The sequence below is a fragment of the Neobacillus niacini NBRC 15566 genome (assembly GCF_001591505.1).
GTDB lineage: Bacteria > Bacillota > Bacilli > Bacillales > Cytobacillaceae > Neobacillus > Neobacillus niacini.
On the sequence record NZ_BCVA01000001.1, the window covers coordinates 102117 to 125590 of the forward strand.

The 23474-nt window shown below is 37.9% G+C and carries 27 protein-coding genes; 2 read left to right on the forward strand and 25 right to left on the reverse strand.

Annotated features, from left to right (window positions below):
- Window positions 1-162: 162 nt before the first annotated feature.
- The 12 genes from ccsB to BANA01_RS00605 form a co-directional block, all read right to left on the reverse strand.
- Window positions 163-1347, reverse strand: coding sequence for a c-type cytochrome biogenesis protein CcsB (gene ccsB / locus BANA01_RS00550; RefSeq protein WP_034677291.1), 1185 nt, complete (start codon window positions 1345-1347; stop codon window positions 163-165).
- A complete protein-coding gene (gene resB / locus BANA01_RS00555; protein WP_034677289.1) occupies window positions 1348-2979 on the reverse strand; it encodes a cytochrome c biogenesis protein ResB in 1632 nt (543 codons plus the stop codon).
- 23 nt (window positions 2980-3002) lie between these two features.
- Window positions 3003-3527: a thiol-disulfide oxidoreductase ResA gene (gene resA / locus BANA01_RS00560; protein WP_034677287.1), complete on the reverse strand. Its 525-nt coding sequence runs from the start codon at window positions 3525-3527 to the stop codon at window positions 3003-3005.
- A gap of 103 nt (window positions 3528-3630) precedes the next feature.
- A complete protein-coding gene (rluB, locus tag BANA01_RS00565; RefSeq protein ID WP_034677285.1) occupies window positions 3631-4368 on the reverse strand; it encodes a 23S rRNA pseudouridine(2605) synthase RluB in 738 nt (245 codons plus the stop codon).
- Between the two features lie 217 nt (window positions 4369-4585).
- Window positions 4586-5122 (reverse strand): spore maturation protein, encoded by a 537-nt coding sequence (locus BANA01_RS00570; protein ID WP_034677283.1) that lies wholly within the window; start codon window positions 5120-5122, stop codon window positions 4586-4588.
- A gap of 5 nt (window positions 5123-5127) precedes the next feature.
- Window positions 5128-5715, reverse strand: coding sequence for a nucleoside recognition domain-containing protein (locus BANA01_RS00575; RefSeq protein WP_034677281.1), 588 nt, complete (start codon window positions 5713-5715; stop codon window positions 5128-5130).
- Window positions 5708-6853, reverse strand: a complete 1146-nt coding sequence (locus BANA01_RS00580; protein WP_174524388.1) for a D-alanyl-D-alanine carboxypeptidase family protein — start codon at window positions 6851-6853, stop codon at window positions 5708-5710. Before BANA01_RS00580 ends, BANA01_RS00575 begins: the two co-directional genes overlap by 8 nt.
- A 147-nt stretch (window positions 6854-7000) precedes the next feature.
- Entirely contained in the window at window positions 7001-7891 is an 891-nt protein-coding gene (locus tag BANA01_RS00585; protein ID WP_034677279.1) for a superoxide dismutase, read from the reverse strand.
- Window positions 7892-7995: 104 nt separating this feature from the next.
- A complete protein-coding gene (locus BANA01_RS00590; protein ID WP_034677277.1) occupies window positions 7996-8484 on the reverse strand; it encodes a YpuI family protein in 489 nt (162 codons plus the stop codon).
- Between the two features lie 34 nt (window positions 8485-8518).
- Complete coding sequence (locus BANA01_RS00595) at window positions 8519-8938, reverse strand: hypothetical protein (protein WP_034677275.1); 420 nt, start codon at window positions 8936-8938, stop codon at window positions 8519-8521.
- Window positions 8939-9035: 97 nt separating this feature from the next.
- Window positions 9036-9623 carry an SMC-Scp complex subunit ScpB gene (gene scpB / locus BANA01_RS00600; protein WP_034677272.1) on the reverse strand — a complete coding sequence of 196 codons (588 nt, stop codon included), beginning with the start codon at window positions 9621-9623 and terminating at the stop codon, window positions 9036-9038.
- Entirely contained in the window at window positions 9610-10383 is a 774-nt protein-coding gene (locus tag BANA01_RS00605; RefSeq protein ID WP_034677269.1) for a segregation/condensation protein A, read from the reverse strand. Before BANA01_RS00605 ends, scpB begins: the two co-directional genes overlap by 14 nt.
- A 197-nt stretch (window positions 10384-10580) precedes the next feature.
- Here BANA01_RS00605 and BANA01_RS00610 point away from each other — a divergent pair, with 197 nt between their 5' ends.
- Together BANA01_RS00610 and BANA01_RS00615 are read left to right on the forward strand one after the other, a co-directional pair.
- On the forward strand, window positions 10581-10670 hold the full coding sequence (locus BANA01_RS00610; protein WP_063251248.1) for a YjcZ family sporulation protein: 90 nt from the start codon (window positions 10581-10583) through the stop codon (window positions 10668-10670).
- 120 nt (window positions 10671-10790) lie between these two features.
- The gene (locus BANA01_RS00615; RefSeq protein ID WP_034677323.1) at window positions 10791-11312 is read left to right on the forward strand and encodes a DUF309 domain-containing protein; all 522 of its coding nucleotides are present in this window, start codon (window positions 10791-10793) and stop codon (window positions 11310-11312) included.
- Between the two features lie 26 nt (window positions 11313-11338).
- Here the strand turns inward: BANA01_RS00615 and BANA01_RS00620 are convergent, their stop codons facing one another.
- The 13 genes from BANA01_RS00620 to deoB form a co-directional block, all read right to left on the reverse strand.
- Entirely contained in the window at window positions 11339-11689 is a 351-nt protein-coding gene (locus tag BANA01_RS00620; RefSeq protein ID WP_034677320.1) for a GNAT family N-acetyltransferase, read from the reverse strand.
- 378 nt (window positions 11690-12067) lie between these two features.
- Window positions 12068-13372, reverse strand: coding sequence for a diaminopimelate decarboxylase (gene lysA / locus BANA01_RS00625; RefSeq protein WP_034677318.1), 1305 nt, complete (start codon window positions 13370-13372; stop codon window positions 12068-12070).
- A gap of 314 nt (window positions 13373-13686) precedes the next feature.
- Window positions 13687-15171 (reverse strand): spore germination protein, encoded by a 1485-nt coding sequence (locus BANA01_RS00630; protein ID WP_034677316.1) that lies wholly within the window; start codon window positions 15169-15171, stop codon window positions 13687-13689.
- A complete protein-coding gene (gene spoVAEA / locus BANA01_RS00635) occupies window positions 15134-15733 on the reverse strand; it encodes a stage V sporulation protein SpoVABEA (RefSeq protein WP_034677330.1) in 600 nt (199 codons plus the stop codon). The genes BANA01_RS00630 and spoVAEA overlap by 38 nt, the downstream gene beginning before the upstream one ends.
- Before the next feature lie 95 nt (window positions 15734-15828).
- Window positions 15829-16251, reverse strand: a complete 423-nt coding sequence (locus tag BANA01_RS00640; RefSeq protein WP_034677314.1) for a stage V sporulation protein AB — start codon at window positions 16249-16251, stop codon at window positions 15829-15831.
- On the reverse strand, window positions 16241-16861 hold the full coding sequence (locus tag BANA01_RS00645; protein ID WP_034677310.1) for a stage V sporulation protein AA: 621 nt from the start codon (window positions 16859-16861) through the stop codon (window positions 16241-16243). Before BANA01_RS00645 ends, BANA01_RS00640 begins: the two co-directional genes overlap by 11 nt.
- A 207-nt stretch (window positions 16862-17068) precedes the next feature.
- Window positions 17069-17827 (reverse strand): RNA polymerase sporulation sigma factor SigF, encoded by a 759-nt coding sequence (sigF, locus tag BANA01_RS00650; RefSeq protein WP_034677308.1) that lies wholly within the window; start codon window positions 17825-17827, stop codon window positions 17069-17071.
- Window positions 17828-17839: 12 nt separating this feature from the next.
- On the reverse strand, window positions 17840-18280 hold the full coding sequence (gene spoIIAB, locus BANA01_RS00655; protein ID WP_034677305.1) for an anti-sigma F factor: 441 nt from the start codon (window positions 18278-18280) through the stop codon (window positions 17840-17842).
- A gap of 1 nt (window position 18281) precedes the next feature.
- Window positions 18282-18632 (reverse strand): anti-sigma F factor antagonist, encoded by a 351-nt coding sequence (spoIIAA, locus tag BANA01_RS00660; RefSeq protein WP_034677303.1) that lies wholly within the window; start codon window positions 18630-18632, stop codon window positions 18282-18284.
- 135 nt (window positions 18633-18767) lie between these two features.
- Window positions 18768-19937 carry a D-alanyl-D-alanine carboxypeptidase family protein gene (locus BANA01_RS00665; protein ID WP_034677301.1) on the reverse strand — a complete coding sequence of 390 codons (1170 nt, stop codon included), beginning with the start codon at window positions 19935-19937 and terminating at the stop codon, window positions 18768-18770.
- A gap of 123 nt (window positions 19938-20060) precedes the next feature.
- Complete coding sequence (locus BANA01_RS00670; RefSeq protein WP_034677298.1) at window positions 20061-21365, reverse strand: pyrimidine-nucleoside phosphorylase; 1305 nt, start codon at window positions 21363-21365, stop codon at window positions 20061-20063.
- Between the two features lie 22 nt (window positions 21366-21387).
- Complete coding sequence (locus tag BANA01_RS00675) at window positions 21388-22209, reverse strand: purine-nucleoside phosphorylase (protein ID WP_063251249.1); 822 nt, start codon at window positions 22207-22209, stop codon at window positions 21388-21390.
- 13 nt (window positions 22210-22222) lie between these two features.
- Window positions 22223-23407, reverse strand: a complete 1185-nt coding sequence (gene deoB, locus BANA01_RS00680; RefSeq protein WP_034673245.1) for a phosphopentomutase — start codon at window positions 23405-23407, stop codon at window positions 22223-22225.
- Between the last annotated feature and the right edge of the window lie 67 nt (window positions 23408-23474).

Below are 23474 nucleotides of genomic sequence, written 5' to 3' on the forward strand. Positions count from 1 at the left end.
CCATGCAGTTATTTTACAAAATGTGACTATTATAATCTACAACTAAACGAAATTGTCTCTGCAAAAAGTGTCGATTTTTTGACAAACCAACTAATTACAAACTAAATATTTGAAAAATAGCCTTTACTTGGGACAAGTAAAGGCTATAAAGTTCATTTCTTATTATCCAGCATATGAATGGAGGCCCGCAATCACAAGGTTTACTGCCACTAAGTTAAACATGATAATAACAAAACCAATTACGGCCAGCCATGCTGATTTTTCCCCATGCCAGCCCTTTGAAAGACGGAGATGTAAAAAGGCTGCGTAGAATAACCACGTAACTAACGCCCATACCTCTTTTGGATCCCAGCCCCAGAATCTTGTCCAGGCAATTTGTGCCCATATCATTGCAAAAATCAATGCCCCTAAGGTAAATACCGGGAAACCAATTAATACTGAACGATAACTTATTTCATCAACAAAATCCAGATTAATGTTTTTAACTAAAGGTTGAAGAGCAGCCGAAATTCGTTTTCTTAGTATTAATCTTAATAACCCATAGAGTATAAAACCTCCGATAAATGACCAAATAACAGAATTCATTTTCTTTCCATTTATTATTGCAGGCATTTCTACGAGCGGTTCAAATTTATCTTTTGTTAGGAGTTCCCCTTCATGAGGTCCAGTAATCGCCGGCATTGTATATTCAATTGTGGCCACTTGGTTATTCTTATCAATCCAATTAAATTCTGCTTTGTAATCCATAGCAGAGAATAATGTGGAGACAAGAACAAACCCAAGGGTGGTTACTAAACCAAACATCACCGCTTCGAGCCAAAATGTTCTCTTGCTCGCTTTAGATTGATCAATTACCTTTACTAGATAAATCAATCCAGCTGCAAAGCTAATCGCTAAAATTGCTTCACCTAAGGCTGCGGTTGTAACATGGATATGAAGCCAGTCACTTTGCAGCGCAGGTATTAATGGAGAAATATCTCTAGGAAACATGCTTGCATAGGCAATAACAAGTATTGCAACAGGCATTGTAAACAACCCAAGTAGCGGTGTCCGATAAATAAAATAAATGACTATAAATGCACCAACGAGACACATTCCGAAAAAGGTTGTAAACTCAAATAGATTACTTACCGGTGCATGTCCAGCGGCAATCCATCTTGTAATAAAATATCCCACCTGTGAAATAAAGCCGACTATTGTTAAAAAAACGGCAATTTTCCCCCAGCGGTTTGTACCTTTCTTTTCTCCAATATCTTTTTTAGCCTTGATGGCTCCACCAAAGAAGAGGGTCGCAACTAAATAAAGAACAAACGAAATATAAAGTAAATTACTACTTATTGTTACCAACTAGACTCCCTCCTTATCCACTTTTTGACTTTCAATCTGGTCAATAGGTATATTAATTTTCGTGTTAGCTAGTACACTTTCAATTTCTCTTTTTAGACCATACCAATTTTTATTCGTATGGGCTGCAATCCAGATTTCACCATTTTTATGTTGTACCCAAATTCTGCGATGGTTCCAATATGCGCCTTGGATAACACCAATCATAAATAGAATACCGCCTAACATAATAATCCAAATTGTTAAATCTTTTCGAACGGTTAGGGCCGTAACATTTTTGGTTTCGATTCCTTTGAAAGCCATTTTGTATTGATTATCCCCTAATGGCTCAATGGTTTGCTGAATCGCAACAAAACTAGTTTCCCCATTTGGTGCTTCTGGTGAAGTCATTTTAAAAACAAAGGCAGGATTATTAGGTATTCTTGATTTTGTAGTAGGCTCTCCACTTTCTGCAAATTCAAAATCTGGAAAGAAGCTCAAAACTTCAACCTGATATCCATTTCCTAGGTCATATTTTGGCTTTGGATCATAAAGGTTTATTTTTATGTCTCCAAAGGTTTTACCACTAGATTTGTTTGTTAATGAGAAAAACATTGTATTAAGTTCATCAAGTTTATAGTCAACTTGATATAGAGCGAACTTTTCAAACTTCAATGGCTGATTAACTCTGATTGCGTGTTCCTTAACCTTTTTTAATTCTGGCTTTTCCCCAGGAATTGCAGGTCCAACTCTTTTATATAGCACTGCATTTGTCTGATAATTCTTAACTACCATGCCAGCGCGATCGATCGCCGCTTCAAAGGTTTTGTCTCTTTCCTTATCATAATTTTCAAGAATAAACTTCTCGTTTGCTACATAGTATTGTCCGTCTGTTTCGGGTACAACCTTGGTTTCACCTTCACGAAGCCACAAGACTTTATCAATGTACATTCCTGGAACAAATCGCAGCATGCCTCCGATTAAGAAGACAATTAATCCAACATGGTTCACATACGGACCCCAACGAGAAAAACGACCCTTTTCAGCAAGTAAGTCCCCGTTTTCTTCTCTTATATGATAGCGTTTTGCCTTCAATCGTTCTCTAACACCAGCGATGTCCTGTTCGATAACGTTCTCGCTTGTTCCAAACAGACGCTGGCGTTTTAAAAATCCCTCGTGCCTAGTTACTCTTTGGGCTTTTAGTGCCTTATACAAGGGCACCACCCTGTCTAGACTACAAATGACCAGAGAAATACCTATCATTGCGATTAATACTAGATACCACCATGAGCTATACAAATTATTAAAGCCTAACTCATAGTATAATTTCCCAAACCAACCATACTGATCTTCATAGTATTCTTCTGCCGGCATTGTAGGGGGTATGTACATTTCCTGTGGAAGAATCGTCCCAGCTGCAGAAGCAACTAAGGTGATGACAATGAGCCACACACCTACCTTTACCGAAGAAAAAAAGTTCCATATTTTATCAACAATAGATTTATTATATGTTTGTGAACGGCGAGCACTGCCTTCATACCGCATATCCAGCAACGATTTATCTTTTGATTGCTCATCAAAAACTTTACCACATGCCTCACACAATACGGTTCCATGTGGATTAACATGTCCGCATTCACATTTAATATCTTTCATTGCAAAAAACTCCCTACAAACCCTTAAGGTTTAATTTTCTCCATAAACTCCCTTACAGTTGACTCAGTTAATGTCCCTGTATGATATTTAACCACTTTACCATCCTTGTCGATTAAAAATGTTGCTGGAAGAGGGTTAATTCCATATGCAGCTTGAACTTGACCGTCGGTATCAATCACAATCGGAAAGTCTAACCCCTTTCGCTCTGCGAATTGATTTACGGCTAATTCAGATTCACTGACATTAACTGCCAGTACTTGAACACCTTTGTCTTTATAATGATTGTATTGGTTATTAATATAAGGCATCTCCGCTTCACACGGCTTACACCAAGTTCCCCAAAAATTCAAAAATACTCCCTGCCCTTTATAATCGGAAAGTTTATGTTTTTCACCTTCCATATCAACCAATGCAAAATCAGGAGCTTGTTTACCAACTTCCACTTTCATTCTATTATCCTTTGTAAGGTTGGCATACAGCGTGTAGGCAACGGCCGCAGCAAGAACAATGAGGATTGTTGTCCTCATAACTAATCGCCGTTTTTTCATTTTTCTCCCCCCTGAAAGTTCCTATTTCTAAACACAATTGTCTAAATTATATCACTTTCCCCTATAGCAATAGTAATTACATACAAACACAATTGTGACAGCTTTATGAATTTTTTTTAGTAGACTCCAATGATAGTCCTCTTAATAGTTTCACTTCATGGTGCGTTAGTTCTCTAGCGTCCCCAGCAGATAAACCATGCAATGTTAAGAAACCATATCGTTCCCGTTTAAGTTTCAAAACTTCATGTCCAATTGCTTCAAACATTCTCCTAACCTGACGATTTCGCCCTTCATGTATGATAATTTCCACGATTGCAGTTTGTTTTTGCTTGTCTACAGAAAGCATTTTGACTTTAGCAGGCGCAGTTTTTCCATCCTCAAGACGAATTCCTCTCTCCAGTTTTCTAAGATTCTCCTTTGATGGAATTCCTTTCGTTTTAGCTACATAAGTTTTTTCTATCTCATTCCGAGGGTGCATAAGTAAATTTGCAAACTCCCCATCATTTGTTAGCAGTAATAATCCGGAAGTATCATAATCAAGCCGTCCCACCGGGAAGATTCTTTCTTGTATATATGGAAAGAAATCTGTTACCACCTTTCTTCCTTTATCATCACTTACACTCGATATGACACCGCGTGGTTTATACAAAAGAAAATAAACGGGTTCTTCCTTCTCAATTTGGATTCCATTCACTTCAACCCTGTCAGAAGGTGTAACTTTTACACCTACTTCTGTAACTATTTTCCCATTAACTTTTACCTTACCTTCTTTTATTAGCTCTTCAGATTTTCTTCGTGAAGCTATACCAGCTCGTGCCATTACCTTTTGCAATCTTTCCATTATGATCCACCTCAGCTGTTTACCTTTATTTTGAACACTATGTGCAGTACCACAGTTTGTTAGGAAAACAATTAGTTATTCTTTCCTAATGAATTATGACACAAAATCGCCTTTTTTCAAAGTAACGGCTATTTTATAAAAAAAATAAATAAGCAGGTTCCTATAAATGTCATTTACTAGGAACCTGCTTATTTATATAATGAACAAATTAAGCTTTTTACTTTGCACCAAATACAACTATCACAACAAGAATAGCTGCTATTATGCCCACCACATCCGCAAGTAGTCCAACCTTTAATGCGTCTCCCATTTTTTTGATCCCTACGGCACCAAAATAAACCGTTAACACATAAAAGGTCGTATCTGTACTGCCTTGCAATACAGAGGCCAGCCTTCCAATAAAAGAATCTGGACCATATACAGCAATTAAATCACTAGTCATACCTAGTGCAGCTGTTCCAGATATCGGTCTTATTAAGATTAAGGGGACAATTTCTGCTGGAACACCTATTGCTTCCATCATTGGTCTAATCCAGTTCATTAATGCTTCCAGCGCACCTGAAGCACGGAAGACCGTAATCGCCACCAGCATACCTACAAGAAATGGAATGATGGAAAAAGCAATTTTGATTCCTTCTTTTCCACCTTCAACAAAACTCTCATAGGTCGGAACTCGTTTAACCGTACCATATAGAAGGATAATTCCTATTAAAACTGGGATAAAACCTAGGGAAATGACCGAAAGAAATTCCATTCCATTCATCCTTTACGACTTCGTCGATTATAAAAATAACGATCTATCAAAACAGCTCCGAGCATGGAAATGATGGTTGCGATTAAGGTTGGTACAACTATTTCAGTTGGGGATGCAGAATTATAGTTCATTCGAATTGCAATGACCGTTGTAGGAATGATGGTAATACTCGCCGTATTTATAGCCAAGAACGTAACCATTGAACGACTGGCTGAATTCTTGCCGCCATTCAATTGCTTTAATTCCTCCATTGCTTTAATTCCAAGCGGAGTAGCTGCATTACCCAGGCCGAACATATTAGCAATCATATTAGATAATATATATCCCATTGCGGGGTGGTTCGTTGGCACATCAGGAAATAATCTTTTTACAAGCGGGCGAAATAATTTAGTTAATAATTCAAGCAACCCTGATTCTTGAGCAATCCGCATCATCCCCAGCCAAAAAACAAGAATGCTGATTAAACCAATACAAAGAGTCACTGCCTCCTTTGCTCCATCAAATATTGCTTTATTTACTTCCTCCATTGTTCCGTTAATCATCGCAAAAACGAAACCAACAATTGTCATAAAAACCCAAATATAATTAACCATTTAGTTTCACGCCAATAACTGATAGAAATATACTTTTTAACGAATCAAATAGTCCTTTTTTCTTCTCAGGATTTCCTTGATAATAAATAGGTGTTTCTCTAACCACTTTTCCATCCAGGAACACCTGCGCTTTACCAACAGCCTCACCATTATGGTCCGAGTCCTCCCAATCTTCTCCCGGCTTATTTAATTTATATTTTATGGAGAACAAGTCCATTTCCTCATTTGTGGCAGGGTAAACAATAGTATTTTTAATATATAGATGTTTTTGATAAATCTTATTTGTTTTTATTTCTATTTTCCCTTTTGACAACACTTCCGCCATATCATAAGTTTTAAAAGCATTTTCATACATGGCAATATGATCATTCCAATCATCAGAAGCATTCAATGTAACAGCAATTAAACTCATGTCTCCTTTGGCTGCTGTTGTAACAAGGGTTCTTTTGGCCCGTTTTGTATACCCAGTTTTACCGCCAGTCGTATATTTGTATTTTGTGAGTAAACGGTTTTTATTTTTCCACTGACGATCCCAATTTTCAGTAGGATTTGGTGCTTTATAAGTCTTTGTTCCAGCGATTTTTTGGTATGTTTTATTTTTCATAGCATACCGGGTTAATAAGGCCATATCATAGGCGGTTGAATAGTGGTCTTCATGGTCGTCTAAGCCATGTGGATTCGAAAAATGTGTATTTAACATTCCGATTTCTCTTCCTTTTTGGTTCATTAAATATACGAACCCATCCATACTTCCACCAACATGTTCAGCTATAGCAACAGCTGTGTCATTTCCTGACCTTAGCATAAGTCCATAAACTAAATGCTTAAGTTTAATCTTTTCACCCGGCTTTAAGTACACTGATGATCCCTCAGCACGGGTAGCTTGTTCACTTACTTTCACTATCTCATCCATTTTACCCGATTCGATCGCAAGAATTGCTGTCATTATTTTCGTAATACTAGCAATCCTTCTTTTTGTGTGGGCATCTTTCTCAAATAGGACACGCCCAGATTCTTGCTCCATTAGAACTGCACCACGTGCACTTACGGAAACGGAAGCATCCACCTTTTGAGGAATGTTTGCAATGAATAGTGAGACCATGAGGGCAAAAATGACTAGCTTCCAAATCATTCTCATAAGTTTACCTCGTCCCCTTCGTTAACATTTCTAGCAGCCATACTTACTGCCCTTGCTTTCTAAAATTTTATGCAGGACAAGGCTTGATATGACTATTTGTCCTAAAAAATGAGAAGGCAATCGCCTCCTAGCCGATTGCCTTCTCATTTAGTATGCTGGCCACTTAATTTCAGAGGCTTTATCAAACCTCATCTCGACATCGTTCCAGTTGACAAGATTCCACCAATTTTCCACGTAACCAGCTCTATTATTCTTATACTGAAGATAATACGCGTGTTCCCAAACATCTAAAACTAAGAGAGGTATGGTGTCCCACTGTGTCAACAACATATGTCTTTCGGATTGTATTATTTCAAGGTGTCTCGCCCTCGGGGACCAAACAAGGATCGCCCACCCAACGCCTTCAACCTGTTTCGCTGCTTCTGAGAATTGTTTTTTAAATTTGTCAAAGCTGCCGAAATAATTTTCTATTTCTTTTTTTAGGAGTCCTTGAGGGCTTCCTCCTCCTTTTGGGATCATATTTCTCCAAAAAATTGTATGCAAATAATGCCCTGAACCATGAAAGGCTAATTCCCTTGACCAATGTTTTATAAGGGAGAAATCATTGTTGTCTCTAGCCTTCTTCAAATTTACCTCTGCTTTGTTTAAACCCTCTACATAGGAGCGATGGTGCTTATCATGATGCAGTCTCATAATTTCTTCTGAGATATAGGGTTCTAGGGCATTATAGGCATATGGGAGTTCTGGGAGTGTATGACCGCCAGGCGGCACGCTCTTTTTTTCACCCCAGATATTCCCCACTCCTTGTTTACGAGCAAAATAACTTTCCAAGTGTTCATGAATTTCTTCAGCTTTCGATTGAAGACTTAGCATGTCATGATCAGATAATGTTCCGGTAGTATTCTCGATTAAATCAGTAAAATGTTCAAGCTGTTCCCATAACTCTAAATTATCCTTGACATCTTCTGTTTCTAGAAATTCTTTCATTTGCTCGTTCCATTCAAATAACTCTTGGACATATTGACTAAATCGATTCATAATATCCCTCCCTTTTATTTCAAATCTAACCCTAAAAGGTATGAAAAATATTATGGAATATGAACAAAAAAACTGGCCTTATAAAAGGACAGTTTTTTAATCATTTATTTAGATTGAATCATTTTCGTACGATAATCTGTTTCATAATATTCCAGTTCTTCTCTAACCCTTTGAAATTCACCTTCAAGACCTTTAACTAACTTTTGTATACTTTCAGGTACAGATTTATAAAATTTTATCGAATTTCGTCCTGTATAGGCAGAGCGACTATCCTCAAACCAAGCATCGTTTTTGGGAGAGAAAAATTCTTCAATACACTGATGAAAAATACGATAAAGAGTTTTCTCAGCAGTGGGCTTTTGAAAAGGTTCACTTTGCAAAATTACTGAACAAGCATCTAGACCTTCTTCACAAAAAACAAGCAATTTTCTCAAATTGGAAAGAATTAATCTATAATAACTTGAATCTCCTGATAATTCTTGTTCCATTTGAGATAGCGTTGTTTCATTCAAATAATTTTCTAGTGTTCCGATTGTCGAAGTTAAAAATCCTCCAACATCTTTTAGCTGTGTCTTAACTAGTGAATTTCCCATCCAAACACCCCTTCTGCATTCTTAAAATCTCCTCTTATCTCGATTGCTTAATGTAGTCCAGTGGAGAACGGAGTTCAAATTTATGGTTTTGCTTAACAGCAAGTACTATTTCTGGTAATTTATCAAAATCAATATCTTGAAAATATGAAGCAAATTCCTGTTTGGAGTTAATGTATAACCGTTTTCGATTACGTAAACCCGGGTTCTTGATTAAACATACTAATGCCACAATATCCTTAAAGTTCACTTCAATATTGTCTTGTGACAAAATTGGGTTTTCCTGAAAAGGAGTGAGTTCTTGAAGAAACTCATCAAAGTATCTAACATACAATACGTGCAGTGTTCTTTCCTCAGAACCATCGATGAAAGTTACTTCACTTCTATTAAAGAAGTCTTCAGAAGTGTTTGATTTTTCCTTTTCCAATTCGTATCCGGTGCATTCTTTAATTAACAATTAAATCAATCCCCTTTAGCCGCGAATAAGTAGAATTTTCGGAAATTCTTTGAAATCATATTTTTATTTTATCACAACTAATGAAATTGTTTTACTTTTAAGGGTTCATGCTTTCCTGGAACTTTTCAAAAAAGAGGTCAGCTTCTTCCTGTACAAATTCTTCTTCGACTCTATCAGGGAGTTTGGGCAATTCAGCGATGTTTTTTAATCCAAAATAATCAAGAAATTCTTTTGTGGTCCCGTATAGGTATGCTCTTCCTGTACCTTCCGCCCTTCCAACTTCCTTTATAAGTGCTTTCGTCATTAAGGTATGGAGCGGCCTTTCTGTTTTTACACCACGAATCTCCTCTATTTCTGCACGTGTGATTGGCTGTTTATAAGCGATGATAGCCAATGTTTCCAAGGCTGCCTGAGACAAAGCAGAAGTATTAGGGGAGTCAACTAGTCTTTTAAGATACGCTGCATTTTCTTTTTTTGTTGCAAGCTGATAGGTACCAGCGAGCTGGACAATCATAATGCCGCGATTCTTATCTATTTCATATATTTGTCTTAATTCTTCTATTATTTCTCCTGCCTTGAGTTCTTCTACCTCGAGGACCTCGGCCACATGCTTTAACGTAAGCCCCTCGTCACCCGCAGCGAATAAAAGACTCTCTAAAATACTGTGCCAATTAACTATTTCCAAGCCCTTCTGCTCCTTCCTTAACTGCATGAACAAAAATATCTCCAAAGTTTTCATGTTGTTCTACGTCTATTGCTTTTCTTTTGATAAGCTCCAATACTGCCAAAAATGTCACAACGATATGTTCTTTTGCAGCAACGGGAAATAAATCGAAAAAGTTTTTTCGTCCTTTTATATGCTTTAATTCATTCATAATTTCTGTCATTCTTGCCTCTATAGATATTTCTTGTCTGGCAATTTTTGTAGCCATTGGACGTTGCAGCTTTTTTCTGCGTAATAGCTTTTGAAAAGCGGCCAGCATGTCGTATAGAGTAACATTTAATTCAGTCTTATCCTGCTGTTTGTCTTTTTCAAAATCTGAAAGGTCACTCGGGGGTTTCGTATACATGAGTCCTCGTTCTTCCTCGAGCGACTTTAAATCAAGAGCAGCATCTTTATATTTCCGATACTCAATTAACCTTTCAACTAACTCGTCCCGAGGGTCTTCTTCGTAACTAATGTCGGAATCTAAATCATCCAATTCCTCTTCATGCTTGGGTAATAACATTTTACTTTTGATGGCTAATAAGGTTGCGGCCATTACGAGAAACTCGCTGGCTATATCCAATTTAAGTTCTGACATTGTTTTTATATAGATTAAGTATTGCTCAGTAATTTGGGCAACAGGAATATCGTATATATCAATTTCAAGCCGATTTATTAAATGGAGCAATAAATCCAATGGACCTTCAAACGCATCAATTTTTACATTATAGTGTATCATCTTTCACCAGAATCCTTGAAGTATATTTCATATTTATGACTATTACTAGTATAGAGGAATCAAATAGGTTATCCAATAGGAAAATGAATTGGCTTCGCTATTTATTGAAAAATTGATGTTTGCCCATAACACTGGACAGGGACTGTACATATGATGAGAGTGAAAAGAATAACAAAACATATAGGAGGTTTTGACACATGTCTGATGGATGCGGTTTCGGAGGCGGTTTTGCATTAATCGTGGTACTATTTATTCTGTTAATTATCGTTGGTGCTTCTTGGTTCTAAGTTAGAGATTAAATCCAAGCGAGCCCGCCTTTCTTAGGCGGGTTTTTCCCATAGGGGAATACTGAAGAAACATTGATTATGTGCTACACTGTACATATCTAATCAATTAGGGGTGATTTTTTGTACCCAGCGCAGTATATTGAATTTTTAGTCCATTTTAATGGAGACAGAGATTATTTTGAATGCCATGAGATACTAGAAGAGTATTGGAAAGAATCTAACGACAAAAGTAAAGATTCTACTTGGGTAGGCTTTATCCTTTTGGCGGTTTCAAGGTACCATCATCGACGAAGAAACTTTAATGGCGCTAAACGTACATTGGAAAAAGCGATAAAAATCTTTTCTGGCCATGATCGGGAGTTAAACCTTCTTGGATTGGATTGTGATCTAATTTTCCCTTTGCTTACAAAACTGTTAGCGCAAGCTGCTAATGAAGAAAGCTACCAAACCATTACATTGCCGATTTCTGATCCCCTACTTTTAGAAGCCTGCATAAAGGAATGTGAAAACAAAGGGTTTAACTGGGGACAAGAAAGTAATTTTGATGATGAATCTATTATTCATAGACATATGTTACGAGACCGTACTGACGTTATAAAAGAACGAATGAAAGCGATGATGAATAAAAAAGGCAACGAATAATTTTTCGTTGCCTTTCTATTATAGGGTTAGCAAAAATCACATTTTTCAACAAACGGTGCAGTATTATTATTAGCTGTTATATTCTTTTCTGGATACAAATCCTTCAAGGCTTTAACCATTCGTTTCCCCACCCCTTGATAGCGGTGTGAGGGATTGACAGAAATGTGTTGAATCATTATGGAAGAATCATGTTCATTCATTTGAACCCCAATAAGTCCGATAATATCTTCTTCCTTCCATAGAAAAAGCTGCAAGTTTTCTTCTGTTTCATACTCCTTAATGGTTAACTGGAGTTTCTTCAAGTCCTTTTCAGTTGGCATAAAGGACAATAAGCCCATGGCTATTTTTTCAAATGTTTTCTTATAACGAATTAACATAATAGCTCCCTCATTATATTAAATAAACCCAGATTAGGGGATAGTATATTTTTTCTAACCATCTTATATAAACAGTTTTCTCTATAATATGTAGTCAAATTCGTAAAGTGTTTCATTATTGTCAATCATACATAATAATTGTTTATCTATCAATCCCAATTAGCATTATTATTTTGGTACAATAAAAACCCAATAAATAATCCCCCATAGCAGGGCAAGTCCAACAAGGAGACTAAAAACCGTCCAATTACTTTTCTTCATGAGAAATCCTCCAAATGTAATTTGAAGATAGCGTACATGTTGTCATTCTACACTATATTTAAAAAATAATCCATTTAAGAAACAAAATAAATAAACTGCCGCATTGCGGCAGCTAATTTATTTTAAGGGAAGATCTAACCGAAGCAGATCTTGATACGTTTCTCTTTTAACGACAAGAGTTGCTTTGCCGTTCTCTACAAATACGACTGCAGGGCGTGGTATTCGATTATAATTGTTTGCCATCGCATATCCATATGCCCCTGTGCAAAATACAGCCAAAAGGTCATCTTCCTCTGTCTCTGGGAGTGGTAAATCCCAAATCAGCATATCACCTGATTCACAGCATTTACCTGCTATAGAAACCTTTGCCGTCGCTTCGGCTAAAGGTCTATTTGCCAAAACAGCTTCATACTTAGCCTGATAGAGAGCAGGTCTAATATTGTCACTCATTCCACCATCAACAGCTAAATATTTTCTAACTCCTGGAACTTCTTTCGAGGAACCTATTTGATATAGAGTCGTACCTGCGTCACCAACAAGTGAGCGTCCAGGCTCTATCCAAATCTCTGGCATTTCCATGGAGTATTGCTGTATCAATCTCTTCACTTCTTTAATAATTTCACTAACATATTGTGAAGGTAACAGTGGCTCATCTTCACTTGTATAGCGTATTCCAAAACCGCCGCCAAGATTTAAAACCTTAGCTTCAAAATTTAACGTGTTTTTCCATTGATTCATTTTGCCAACAATTTTATCAGCTGCGAGCAAGAAACCAGTTGTTTCAAAAATTTGTGAGCCAATGTGACAATGCAGTCCTAAAACATCAAATTGCTTAACCCGAAGTGCGTTCATTAATGCCTCTTCGGCTTGTCCATTTTGCAAATCAAATCCAAACTTAGAATCTTCCTGCCCTGTTAAGATGTAATCATGTGTATGCGCTTCAATGCCAGGTGTTACCCGAAGCAAAATGCTGATGGTTTCACTTTTTTCAAGACAGATGGTTTTCAATAGATCTAATTCATAAAAATTATCAACCACGATACAGCCAATTTTGTGATCTAACGCCATTTCTAATTCTTCTCTACTCTTATTGTTTCCATGAAAATGAATTCTCTCAGATGGAAACCCTGCAGCGATGGCCGTATATAACTCTCCACCAGATACAACATCAAGCGATAGACCTTCTTCCTCCGCCAGTTGAAGCATGGCAATCGTCGAAAATGCTTTACTTGCATAAGCGACCTGTGCTTTCACGTTTTGCTCTTCAAATGTCTTCTTAAATCCTCTAGCTCGTTCCCTCATTAATGATACGTCATAAACATAGAGAGGTGTTCCAAATTGCTCGGTCAACTCTACTGCATCTACTCCGCCTATTTCCAAATTTCCCTTGCCGTTTACGCCTGTTGTCCCGTAAAAATACATTTCCTTCCCTCTCTCCGTAAAGACTCTTTATTAGTGTATGGTGCGTACTTTAAAAAAGTTATAATAAATAGACAGGATCCAGAAAGGATACTGCCTATTTTAGCTTCTTATCCTTTTATATGGGCTCTTTTCTTAAACTTTGTTGCATTTTGGGATAAAATTAAATAAGAAAAGAGCCTGCAAACTAAATTCTTAGTGCAAAATAGCTATTTCCACGTTAAAATCGGCTTTAAGATTTTAACAACACTCTTTAAGAAAACAAACTTTATACAATTAAAAATACTGTAGCATAACCTTTTGCATTCCGCAATAAGTTATTGTTCACCCGGCGGTTGACGGTATCGATTCCTCGGATGTACGATACTAGGCCGAAATAACGACCCGGGAACTGCACGGCGGAAAATAATTTGTAAAAATCCCTTAGGCTCAAAAGGGAGAAATGGCCAAAAATATGGAGTATTAAGGGCACGTGTTGTGACTAAATGAATAAACAACAGAGTAGCGCCGATTACAAAGCCCGGTGTATGGAAGATTGCCACAAGAATTACTAGAATCATTCTGGCTATTTTATTTGCAACACTTAGCTCATAGCTTGGTGTCGTAAAGGAACCAATACCAGCAACAGCAACATATAGGATTACTTCTGGAACAAATAATCCAACATCGATAGCAATCTGGCCAATTAACACGGCAGCAATTAACCCCATTGCTGTTGAAAGAGGCGTAGGAGTATGTATTGCTGCGATTTTTAAAAACTCCAGCCCGAAATCTGCTAATAAAATCTGTAGTACAATTGGAATATTGGTATGCTCATTTGGTCCAATAAATGAAAGCCTTTCTGGCAGCAAGGATGGTTCTAACACAAATAACATCCATAATGGAAGCAAAAATATCGATGTTAAAATACCTAGAAATCGAGACCAACGTACAAACGTACCCATAACAGGAGATTCACGGAACTCCTCTGCATGTTGCACATGATGAAAATAAGTGGTTGGTGCAATAATTACACTTGGTGAGGTATCAACATATATAACCACATGCCCCTCTAAAAGATGTGCTGCCGCTACATCAGCACGTTCTGTATACCTGACTAATGGATAAGGATTAAATCCTTGTTTTAAGATAAACTCTTCAACTGTTTTATCTGCCATGGGAATGCCATCAACACTAATCGCCTTTAGCTCTTTTCTAATGATATTGACTAAATCCGGGTCTGCAATGTCATTTATGTAGCCGATCGCTATATCTGTTTTTGAACGCTCACCGACCTTCAGTATTTCAAACCGCAATCGTTCATCCCGAATTCTTCTTCTTGTTAAAGCCGTATTCAATACAATATTTTCTACAAAACCATCCCGAGAACCTCTAACGACTTTTTCTGTATCTGGCTCTTGGGGGCTACGGCCAGGATAACTTCTGACGTCAACAGCCAGTGCAGTATTTGCACCTTCGACAACAACAACGATTAGACCAGACAATACCTGGGTAACCATTTCATCAAGTGTTTTTACCGGCTGAACAGACTGATTCACGAGCCTGTTTTCAACTATTTTAAAGAGGTCCGTTGATAACTTTTCATGGTCGTTTATTCTAACAAGTTCTTCAACTGTTTCTATAATAAATTGAGTATCACATAATCCAGTAATCCAGTAGAAGTGCACATCTTTTTTGAGAATTTTTAACTTGCGAACACCAAAGTCAAAACTAACCCCTAAACCGACCCGCTGTTTCATATAATGTTCAATTTCTTGTAGCGATTCAGGTATCGGCCATGCGTGTTCTTTCTCTCTCGTCACGAAACCCACTCCTTTCGAGTATTAATTCCACGGCTTTTTTTGTAATGGGTGCTCCGCGTTCATAGTGGTCACGCCGCGCCATTTTTCCCACATCTCCGATTCCGACGATAATGGGAACATCTAATTCATCAAGGCAGTAAACCGTATCACCATTTAATCTTCCAATCTCTAGCTCTGGGATACCGTGTTTATCTACGCCATATGGCGTTAACTCACCATCCCGGTCAATACTTACATCTATTCTTGTCCACTCTGCTTGATGGGTTTTTGAAGCAACAGCAATAATTCCTAAAACTTCAATATCCTTATGGGTGGCTACATACTTTAATGCCCGTTCGCCTGCACCTTCACCAACAAGTCCACTATCATCAAACATAACTAATACTGGATCATTAACAGCCTTTTTAATTAGTTTTACGATCTCCTCCCCTGTTAGAGCAGAAGGATTCCCATGAGACTGCGTAATACAACGCCCTCCCACTTCACGAGCAACAATTTCTACTGCCCTCTTTGCATACTCGTCACCATCAGTAATTAATATTACCCGCCTTCGAATACTCATTCCTTGGATGTCCTTTCTTAATCGAAATGCGAAAGGCGCCTGCTTATCGGCTTTTGACCTCGAGCCGATGGCGCCTAGAGCTAGACAGGCTGACGTTAATGATGAACAAAATAGACCCATTGAAAAATTGACCCTGCAATTTTCCCTAAAACGATTGCCATGATTAGAATAATAATTTTCCCATCAATCCCCAGCCTCTTTGCTAGGACAGGGAATACATTTAATGCCTCTGTTAACCCTGCGGCTAACATCCCAACAAAAACTCCTCCAGTTAATCCAAGAGGCACCATAAAATATGGACTTATCCCTAAGACAGGATCTCTTAGACTCCCAGCTATCCCTGTTAATGCCCCCAAAACAACTGCCCATTCGTAATGCCGAATCATTTTCATTGTCTTTGTTAATTGCGTAAGTCTCGGGATAATACCAAGAACTGTTAAAAAAGCAACAAATCCAGAACCAACTGCTAATCCTCCTGCAAGACCGATAAACATGACAGCAAGTACTTTAATCGTCATTGGTTCGCTTCATACTTTCCTTATTTTCATGAATGATGACATAGTTATCTAGGTCCATTTGATAGTTAAACATCTCTACTTCCAGGGGACTTGGTTCTTCGTTGATTCTTTTTTGAAACACATGATTAAAAAATAAAATCATCCCTAGGCCTAACCCAACTGAATAGGGGATTTGAAATATCCATGGCTTGGAATCTTCCACACCAGTAATGATTTTGTATAGCTTTTCTTGAACACTCCGCATACTGACATCGTCATGAAAGTTCATAATTGCCATCGCAGAACCAAAAAATAATAAAAACCAAATAAGGATGAAGAAAGGTAACGACATTTGCTTTTTCTTTAATATGACTTCTACAATCGTTTGAGCTGGTCCAATGGTTTGGACATCGGCATTCTCAATTAATGTGGAAATCAATTTAATAACTTTCATAACATCGATAATGACAATATTTCTGTCATGAATAGATATTTGATGGACTTTTAATTTTTTTAACATAGTGATTATGGTTTCTGGTGCAATGATCTGTGCTATGTCGTCTAAATAGATAATTTCCTCCGGTTTAGCCAGAACACGATTCCGCATGCGGATGTAGATTGTTTTTTCCAAAACATTCACTCCCCACACATTAATTTACTTGTATAACTAGTATGAGCAAAAAATCTTTCTTTACTAAAAAAAGAACAGAAATACCCAAATCGCCGGCTGATTGTTACATTTGAGGAGTACTATCCTAGGCCAATTGTTACCGTAATTTGACAAACCATGTTTATCGGCCCATTTTTAGCTGTACACAGCAAAAAGACCGTTGGATCATCAGAGATCCATACGGTCTTTCATTTGTTGTAAAATCTTTTTTTCAAGCCGGGAAACTTGAACTTGAGATATTCCCAGCCTCACTGCTACTTCCGATTGAGTCTGATCCTTATAATATCGTAAGTAAACAATGAGACGCTCACGTTCATCCAACTCCCGTATTGCTTCTTTTAAGGCGATTTTATCGAACCATTTGCCTTCGTTTCCGTCATCGATCTGATCTAATAAAGTAATAGGGTCTCCATCATTTTCATATACTGTTTCATGAATGGATGATGGCGTCCGACTTGCTTCCTGAGCGAGTATAACATCCTCCGGCGACAGCTGCAGGTGTTCTGAAATTTCGTTAACAGTTGGAATTCTTCCATATGTCTTCGATAATTCATCTTTCGCCTTTCGAATTCGATTTCCCATTTCCTTTAATGAACGGCTTACCTTTACCGTTCCATCATCACGTATAAACCTTTGGATTTCACCAATAATCATTGGAACTGCATAGGTAGAAAATTTCACATCATAGGAAAGATCAAACTTATCCACTGATTTCAGTAATCCGATACATCCAATTTGGAAAAGATCATCCGGATCATATCCCCTATTTAGAAACCGCTGGACAACGGACCAAACAAGACGCATATTTTTTTCAGCAATTAGGTCTCTTGCTGCTTGGTCTCCGTCTTGGCTTTTTTTAATCAATTCCTTCACTTCATGGTCCTTTAAATACGTTTGCGCTTTATCTTTTTTGACCTCCACATCCATTGGCAAGTCTCCTTAATTGCATAGCATTTTGCTTGTGTGTAAATGCTTTTTTAGTCTTACTTCGGTTCCTTTACCTGGTTGTGTGAGAACCTCAACCTCATCCATGAAATTTTCCATGATAGTGAATCCCATACCAGACCTTTCTAAATCTGGCTTCGTTGTAAATAATGGCTGTCGAGCTTCTTCCACATCTACAATTCCTAATCCAACATCTTTAATTGAAATATCCACTAAATTATCCTCAATTGTTACTTGGATATAAACAATCCCATCCGGGTCATTTTCATAACCATGTATAATGGAGTTGGTTACTGCTTCAGATACAACAGTTTTAATTTCAGTAAGTTCATCCATAGTAGGGTCAAGCTGTGCGATAAAAGCTGCAACCGTGACACGAGCAAATGATTCATTTTGACTTAAAGCACTGAATTGAAGATTCATCTGATTCTTCATCTCAGGCCACCCCCAATCTTTGCAATGCAAATTCTTCTGTCGGTTCTAGCTTGATAATCTTAAACATCCCCGACATATCGAATAAACGTTGTATTGCTGGGGAAATTGCACAAACGACCATTTCACCATGCACCTGCTTTATTTGCTTGTACCGCCCTAAAATGACTCCTAATCCCGAGCTATCCATAAAAGAAAGCTGTTCAAGATTTAAAATTATATGACGAATTTCATTCTTTTCTATTGCATGAGCTGCCTGTTCCCGTAAATCGTCGGCAGTATGATGATCTAGTTCACCACTTAAACGCAGCAATAAAACATCATGTTTAATTTCCATTTCAATGTTAAGACTCACTATATCCTAGCCTCCTTCATCTGGTATAGTGAGTCAATTCGTTACCGTAAGGACAATCTCCTTCTCTCAAGACAAAACTAGTTGATATTTGCTAAAAAAAGTAGGTATTCGACACGAAAAGCGGAAGCACCGTGCTTATGATCCTGCTTTTGTGAACATCCCAAATGCACGTTTATATAGGGTCCACCAGGTTGCTTCTGTTACATTATTTTTGGCAACCAATTCACTTTCAAGGAGTACTTTTCCGTCTTTTACAAACTGGATCGTTCCAACCTTATCCCCTTTTTTTATAGGTGCGTTAAGGTTTTTATTAATTTTTACTTTCCGTGTTACATCCTCAGTCTTTTCGCCTTTTTTAGTAAGTAAAGAAAGTGGCTCGCTTGTTACTGCTTCAACTTTTTTGTCTTTCCCCTTGTTCACGTGGGCATTACCAATTACTTCATTTCGTTTGAACATTGGGTGTGTTTGATATTGAGCGAACGCATAATTTAGCATTTTTGTTACTTGAGCGTTTCTTTCCTTAGAGGTTGGCGCCCCAAAGACCACAGCAATTACACGCATTCCATCCTTCTGTGCAGTTGCAGTAAGACAGTATTTTGCTTCACCAGTAAAGCCGGTTTTTAGACCATCTACTCCAGGATAAAAGCGAACTAGTTTATTGGTATTAACAAGCCAAAACTTTTTATCGGTGTTTTCACGAAGATACGCTTCGTACATTCCAGTAAACTTTGTTATATCCTCATATTTTAATAGTTCCTTGGCCATAATCGCCATATCATGTGCGGAACTATAATGACCGCTTCCTGGAAGGCCAGTAGTATTTTTAAAAACGGTATTCTTTAAACCAAGTTCTTTTACTTTGTTATTCATCATGTCAACAAAGGCTTCTTCCGATCCGGCAATTTTTTCTGCCATGGCAACAGAAGCATCATTTCCTGAACCAATCGCAATACCCTGAAGCATTTGTTTTACGGTCATTTCTTCTCCAGGCTCAAGGAATATTTGTGAGCCGCCCATTGATGCAGCATACTCACTTGTTCGAACACTTTCATCCCATTTGAGTTTCCCTTGGTCAATTGCTTCCATAATTAGCAGCATGGTCATAATTTTTGTCATACTCGCAGGTGGAAGCTCCTCATTACTATTTTTTTCATAAAGAATCTGACCTGTGTCACGCTCGATTAAAATCGCGGATCTCACATTTTCTGTGATATCAGTACTTTGTTTTTCCTCTGCAGATACGGATGGTATCCAAAGACTTGTTACTAACAAGACTATTACTAGTAAAGAGATATATCGTTTCATTCGCATAACCCTCCATTCTTTATATAGATTCCATTTTTTCCAAATTCAACAACTTTATACAGTATTTACCTGTTAATAAAATAAAAAAGTCCAGGATATTTTCCTGGACCATACTTCAACGTTCTATTCTGTTATTTCTTCGTGAATAAGGATTGGTGCCTCCACTTTACTTGGAGATACAATTATATTTTCATAAAGCATTTCTTTTACTTCGTTTACATCTTCAAAGTTACTATAAATGGTTACTAATGATTCGCCTTTTTTCACTTGATCGCCGATTTTCTTTCTTAAAACAAGACCAACAGCTAAATCAATGACCGATTCTTTCGTTGCTCTTCCTGCTCCTAATATCATCGCAGCCGTTCCTACTTCATCTGCAACAATTTCAGATACATATCCATCTTCTTTCGCTTCTAACTCGAAAGTAAATTGGGCTTGCGGCATTTTAGAAGGATCATCCACAATCGAAGCGTCGCCACCTTGTGAGCTCAGGAAGACCTTAAACTTTTCAAGGGCAGAGCCATCTTTAATAACATTTTCAAGCATGGTGCGTGCTTCTTCTAATGAATTTGCTTTTTCTGCTAAGTAAACCATGTGACTTCCAAGAGTTAAACAAAGCTCTGTTAAATCCTCCGGTCCTTCACCCTTTAAAGTATCAATCGCTTCCTTCACTTCAAGCGCATTTCCGATTGCAAACCCAAGCGGCTGACTCATATCAGAGATAACTGCCATCGTTCGTCTGCCGACATTGTTTCCGATACTCACCATTGCTTTTGCCAGTTCTCTTGAGTCGTCAATTGTCTTCATGAATGCACCTGCACCCGTTTTTACATCTAGAACAATTGCATCAGCACCAGCAGCAATTTTTTTGCTCATAATTGAGCCTGCAATTAGCGGAATACTATTAACCGTTGCTGTTACATCCCTTAACGCATATAACTTTTTATCAGCAGGAGTTAAATTGCCACTTTGTCCAATGACAGCAATCTTGTTTTTGTTAACCAATTCGATAAATTCTTCGTTCTCGATTTCAACATGAAATCCTTTTACTGCTTCTAATTTGTCAATGGTTCCGCCGGTATGGCCTAAACCCCGCCCTGACATTTTCGCAACAGGAACACCCAATGCGGCAACAAGTGGTCCAAGTACAAGTGTTGTTGTATCCCCAACCCCGCCGGTGGAATGCTTATCCACTTTTATTCCTTCTATTTGTGACAAATCAATTTGATCGCCAGATTCAACCATGGCCATCGTTAAATCTGCTCTTTCTTTTTCTGTCATCCCTTGGAAAAAGATTGCCATGGTTAGAGCACTAACCTGATAATCTGGTATAGAACCATCTGTGTATCCATTGATAATATATTTTATTTCTTCAGTAGTCAGTTCCTGCCCATCTCTTTTTTTCTCAATTAAGTCAACCATTCTCATTTTTATCACCACTTTTATAAGATTATACCGCTATGCTTTTAACAATTTCTTTAATATATAATAGAAAGTTTGCTTTTACTCTTTCGGTTGTTTCAATAACTTCTTCATGTGATAAAGGCTGATCTAGAATTCCAGCAGCCATATTCGTAATACAAGAAATCCCCAGGACCTTCATCCCCCCATGGCGGGCAACGATGACTTCAGGGACTGTTGACATACCAACAGCGTCGCCTCCAAGTGTTCTAACCATTCTAATTTCAGCTGGAGTTTCATAGACTGGTCCTGAAAATCCGAAATATACGCCTTCTTTCACATTAATATTTAAGCGGGATGCAACCTCTTTTGCTGCATTGCGTAATTCTTTTGTATAGGCTTCTGACATATCAGGGAAACGGGGACCAAATTTGGAATCATTGGGACCTATTAAAGGGTTAGCTCCTGTAAAATTAATATGGTCACTAATAATCATAAGATCTCCTGCTTCAAAACTTTCATTGACCCCGCCTGCAGCATTCGTTACGATTAACATGTCCACACCTAATTCTTTCATCACTCGTACAGGGAAGGTTACTTTGTCCATACCGTACCCTTCGTAAAAATGGAAACGACCTTGCATCGCAACCACTTCCACTCCCTCCAAGACTCCAAAAACAAGCTGTCCGGCATGCCCTTCAACTGTTGAAATTGGGAAATCAGGGATTTCATTGTATGGTATCTTTACAGGATTCTCAATTTCATCCGCTAGAACACCAAGACCAGAGCCTAAGATAAGTCCGATTTTTGGTGTATTTGAATATTTCTCTTTTAAAAAGCCTGCTGCATTTTGGATTTTCTCGATATTCATATTCATACCCCTTTTATATTAGTTCATTTAAAAAACTTTTTCCGTAATTAGGCATTTTCACTTTAAAGTTATCTGCAACCGTGGCTCCAATATCAGCAAATGTTTCTCTAATAGGAAGTTCTTTACCCTCTGACATTCTCTTCGAATAGACAATGAGTGGGACATATTCACGTGTGTGGTCCGTTCCCGGTGCTACTGGATCATTTCCGTGGTCAGCTGTAATGATTAACAAATCGTCTTCTGTTAACTTTGCAAACACTTCGGGAAGGCGTGCATCATATTCTTGTAGTGCATTCCCATAGCCTTCTGGATCGCGGCGGTGTCCATATAGTGCATCAAAATCAACTAAATTTAAAAAACTCATTCCCGTAAAGTCCATATCCAGTGTCTGTACAAGCTTATCCATGCCATCCATATTGGAAATCGTCCTTAAAGACTGGGTAACTCCCTCTCCATCATAAATATCTGAGATTTTTCCAATTGCAATGACATCTAATCCAGCATCTTTCATCTCATTCATAACGGTTCTATCAAATGGTTTTAATGCATAGTCATGACGATTAGCTGTTCGCTTAAAATTACCCGGTTCACCCAAGAATGGACGAGCGATAACGCGGCCGACCATGTATTTTTCATCAAGTGTTAACTCACGAGCAATTTTACAGATCTTATATTGTTCTTCAATTGGAATGATTTCTTCATGTGCAGCAATTTGAAGTACTGAGTCTGCAGAAGTGTAGACAATCAAGGCTCCTGTTTTCATATGCTCTTCCCCTAGTTCATCCAATATTTCTGTTCCACTAGCGGGTTTATTGCCAATAATTTTTCTGCCTGTGCGTTCTTCTAGTTCTGAAAGAAGCTCATCCGGGAATCCTTCAGGGAATACACGAAATGGCGTTTGGATATTCAAACCCATTATTTCCCAGTGACCTGTCATAGTATCCTTGCCATTCGATGCTTCCATCATTTTTGTATAGTATGCTATGGGTTTCGAGGCTTTTTCAATCCCTTTAATTTCGCGGATATTGCTTAAACCTAACTGACCCATGTTTGGCATATTTAGACCGTTCATTCTTTCGGCAATATGTCCCAGGGTATCTGCACCTTTATCGCCAAACTTATCTGCATCAGGTGATTCACCAATTCCAACAGAGTCCATTACGATTAAAAATACTCGTTTATATGTATTAACTGCCATTCTAGTCTGCCTCCTTTTTCTTTTCCATTTAAAACTTTCTAATTAATAAAAATAGATTACCCTTAAT

Bases quoted from the DNA above. Each gene is read 5' to 3' on its own strand.
- resB (WP_034677289.1), bottom strand. From the start codon at position 2,979: ATGAAAGATATTAAATGTGAATGCGGACATGTTAATCCACATGGAACC.
- resA (WP_034677287.1), bottom strand. From the start codon at position 3,527: ATGAAAAAACGGCGATTAGTTATGAGGACAACAATCCTCATTGTTCTT.
- rluB (WP_034677285.1), bottom strand. From the start codon at position 4,368: ATGGAAAGATTGCAAAAGGTAATGGCACGAGCTGGTATAGCTTCACGA.
- BANA01_RS00570 (WP_034677283.1), bottom strand. From the start codon at position 5,122: ATGGAATTTCTTTCGGTCATTTCCCTAGGTTTTATCCCAGTTTTAATA.
- BANA01_RS00575 (WP_034677281.1), bottom strand. From the start codon at position 5,715: ATGGTTAATTATATTTGGGTTTTTATGACAATTGTTGGTTTCGTTTTT.
- BANA01_RS00580 (WP_174524388.1), bottom strand. From the start codon at position 6,853: ATGAGAATGATTTGGAAGCTAGTCATTTTTGCCCTCATGGTCTCACTA.
- BANA01_RS00585 (WP_034677279.1), bottom strand. From the start codon at position 7,891: ATGAATCGATTTAGTCAATATGTCCAAGAGTTATTTGAATGGAACGAG.
- BANA01_RS00590 (WP_034677277.1), bottom strand. From the start codon at position 8,484: ATGGGAAATTCACTAGTTAAGACACAGCTAAAAGATGTTGGAGGATTT.
- BANA01_RS00605 (WP_034677269.1), bottom strand. From the start codon at position 10,383: ATGATACACTATAATGTAAAAATTGATGCGTTTGAAGGTCCATTGGAT.
- BANA01_RS00610 (WP_063251248.1), top strand. From the start codon at position 10,581: ATGTCTGATGGATGCGGTTTCGGAGGCGGTTTTGCATTAATCGTGGTA.
- BANA01_RS00620 (WP_034677320.1), bottom strand. From the start codon at position 11,689: ATGTTAATTCGTTATAAGAAAACATTTGAAAAAATAGCCATGGGCTTA.
- lysA (WP_034677318.1), bottom strand. From the start codon at position 13,372: ATGTATTTTTACGGGACAACAGGCGTAAACGGCAAGGGAAATTTGGAA.
- spoVAEA (WP_034677330.1), bottom strand. From the start codon at position 15,733: ATGAGTATTCGAAGGCGGGTAATATTAATTACTGATGGTGACGAGTAT.
- BANA01_RS00640 (WP_034677314.1), bottom strand. From the start codon at position 16,251: ATGACGATTAAAGTACTTGCTGTCATGTTTATCGGTCTTGCAGGAGGA.
- sigF (WP_034677308.1), bottom strand. From the start codon at position 17,827: ATGGATGTGGAGGTCAAAAAAGATAAAGCGCAAACGTATTTAAAGGAC.
- spoIIAB (WP_034677305.1), bottom strand. From the start codon at position 18,280: ATGAAGAATCAGATGAATCTTCAATTCAGTGCTTTAAGTCAAAATGAA.
- BANA01_RS00665 (WP_034677301.1), bottom strand. From the start codon at position 19,937: ATGAAACGATATATCTCTTTACTAGTAATAGTCTTGTTAGTAACAAGT.
- BANA01_RS00670 (WP_034677298.1), bottom strand. From the start codon at position 21,365: ATGAGAATGGTTGACTTAATTGAGAAAAAAAGAGATGGGCAGGAACTG.
- BANA01_RS00675 (WP_063251249.1), bottom strand. From the start codon at position 22,209: ATGAATATCGAGAAAATCCAAAATGCAGCAGGCTTTTTAAAAGAGAAA.
- deoB (WP_034673245.1), bottom strand. From the start codon at position 23,407: ATGGCAGTTAATACATATAAACGAGTATTTTTAATCGTAATGGACTCT.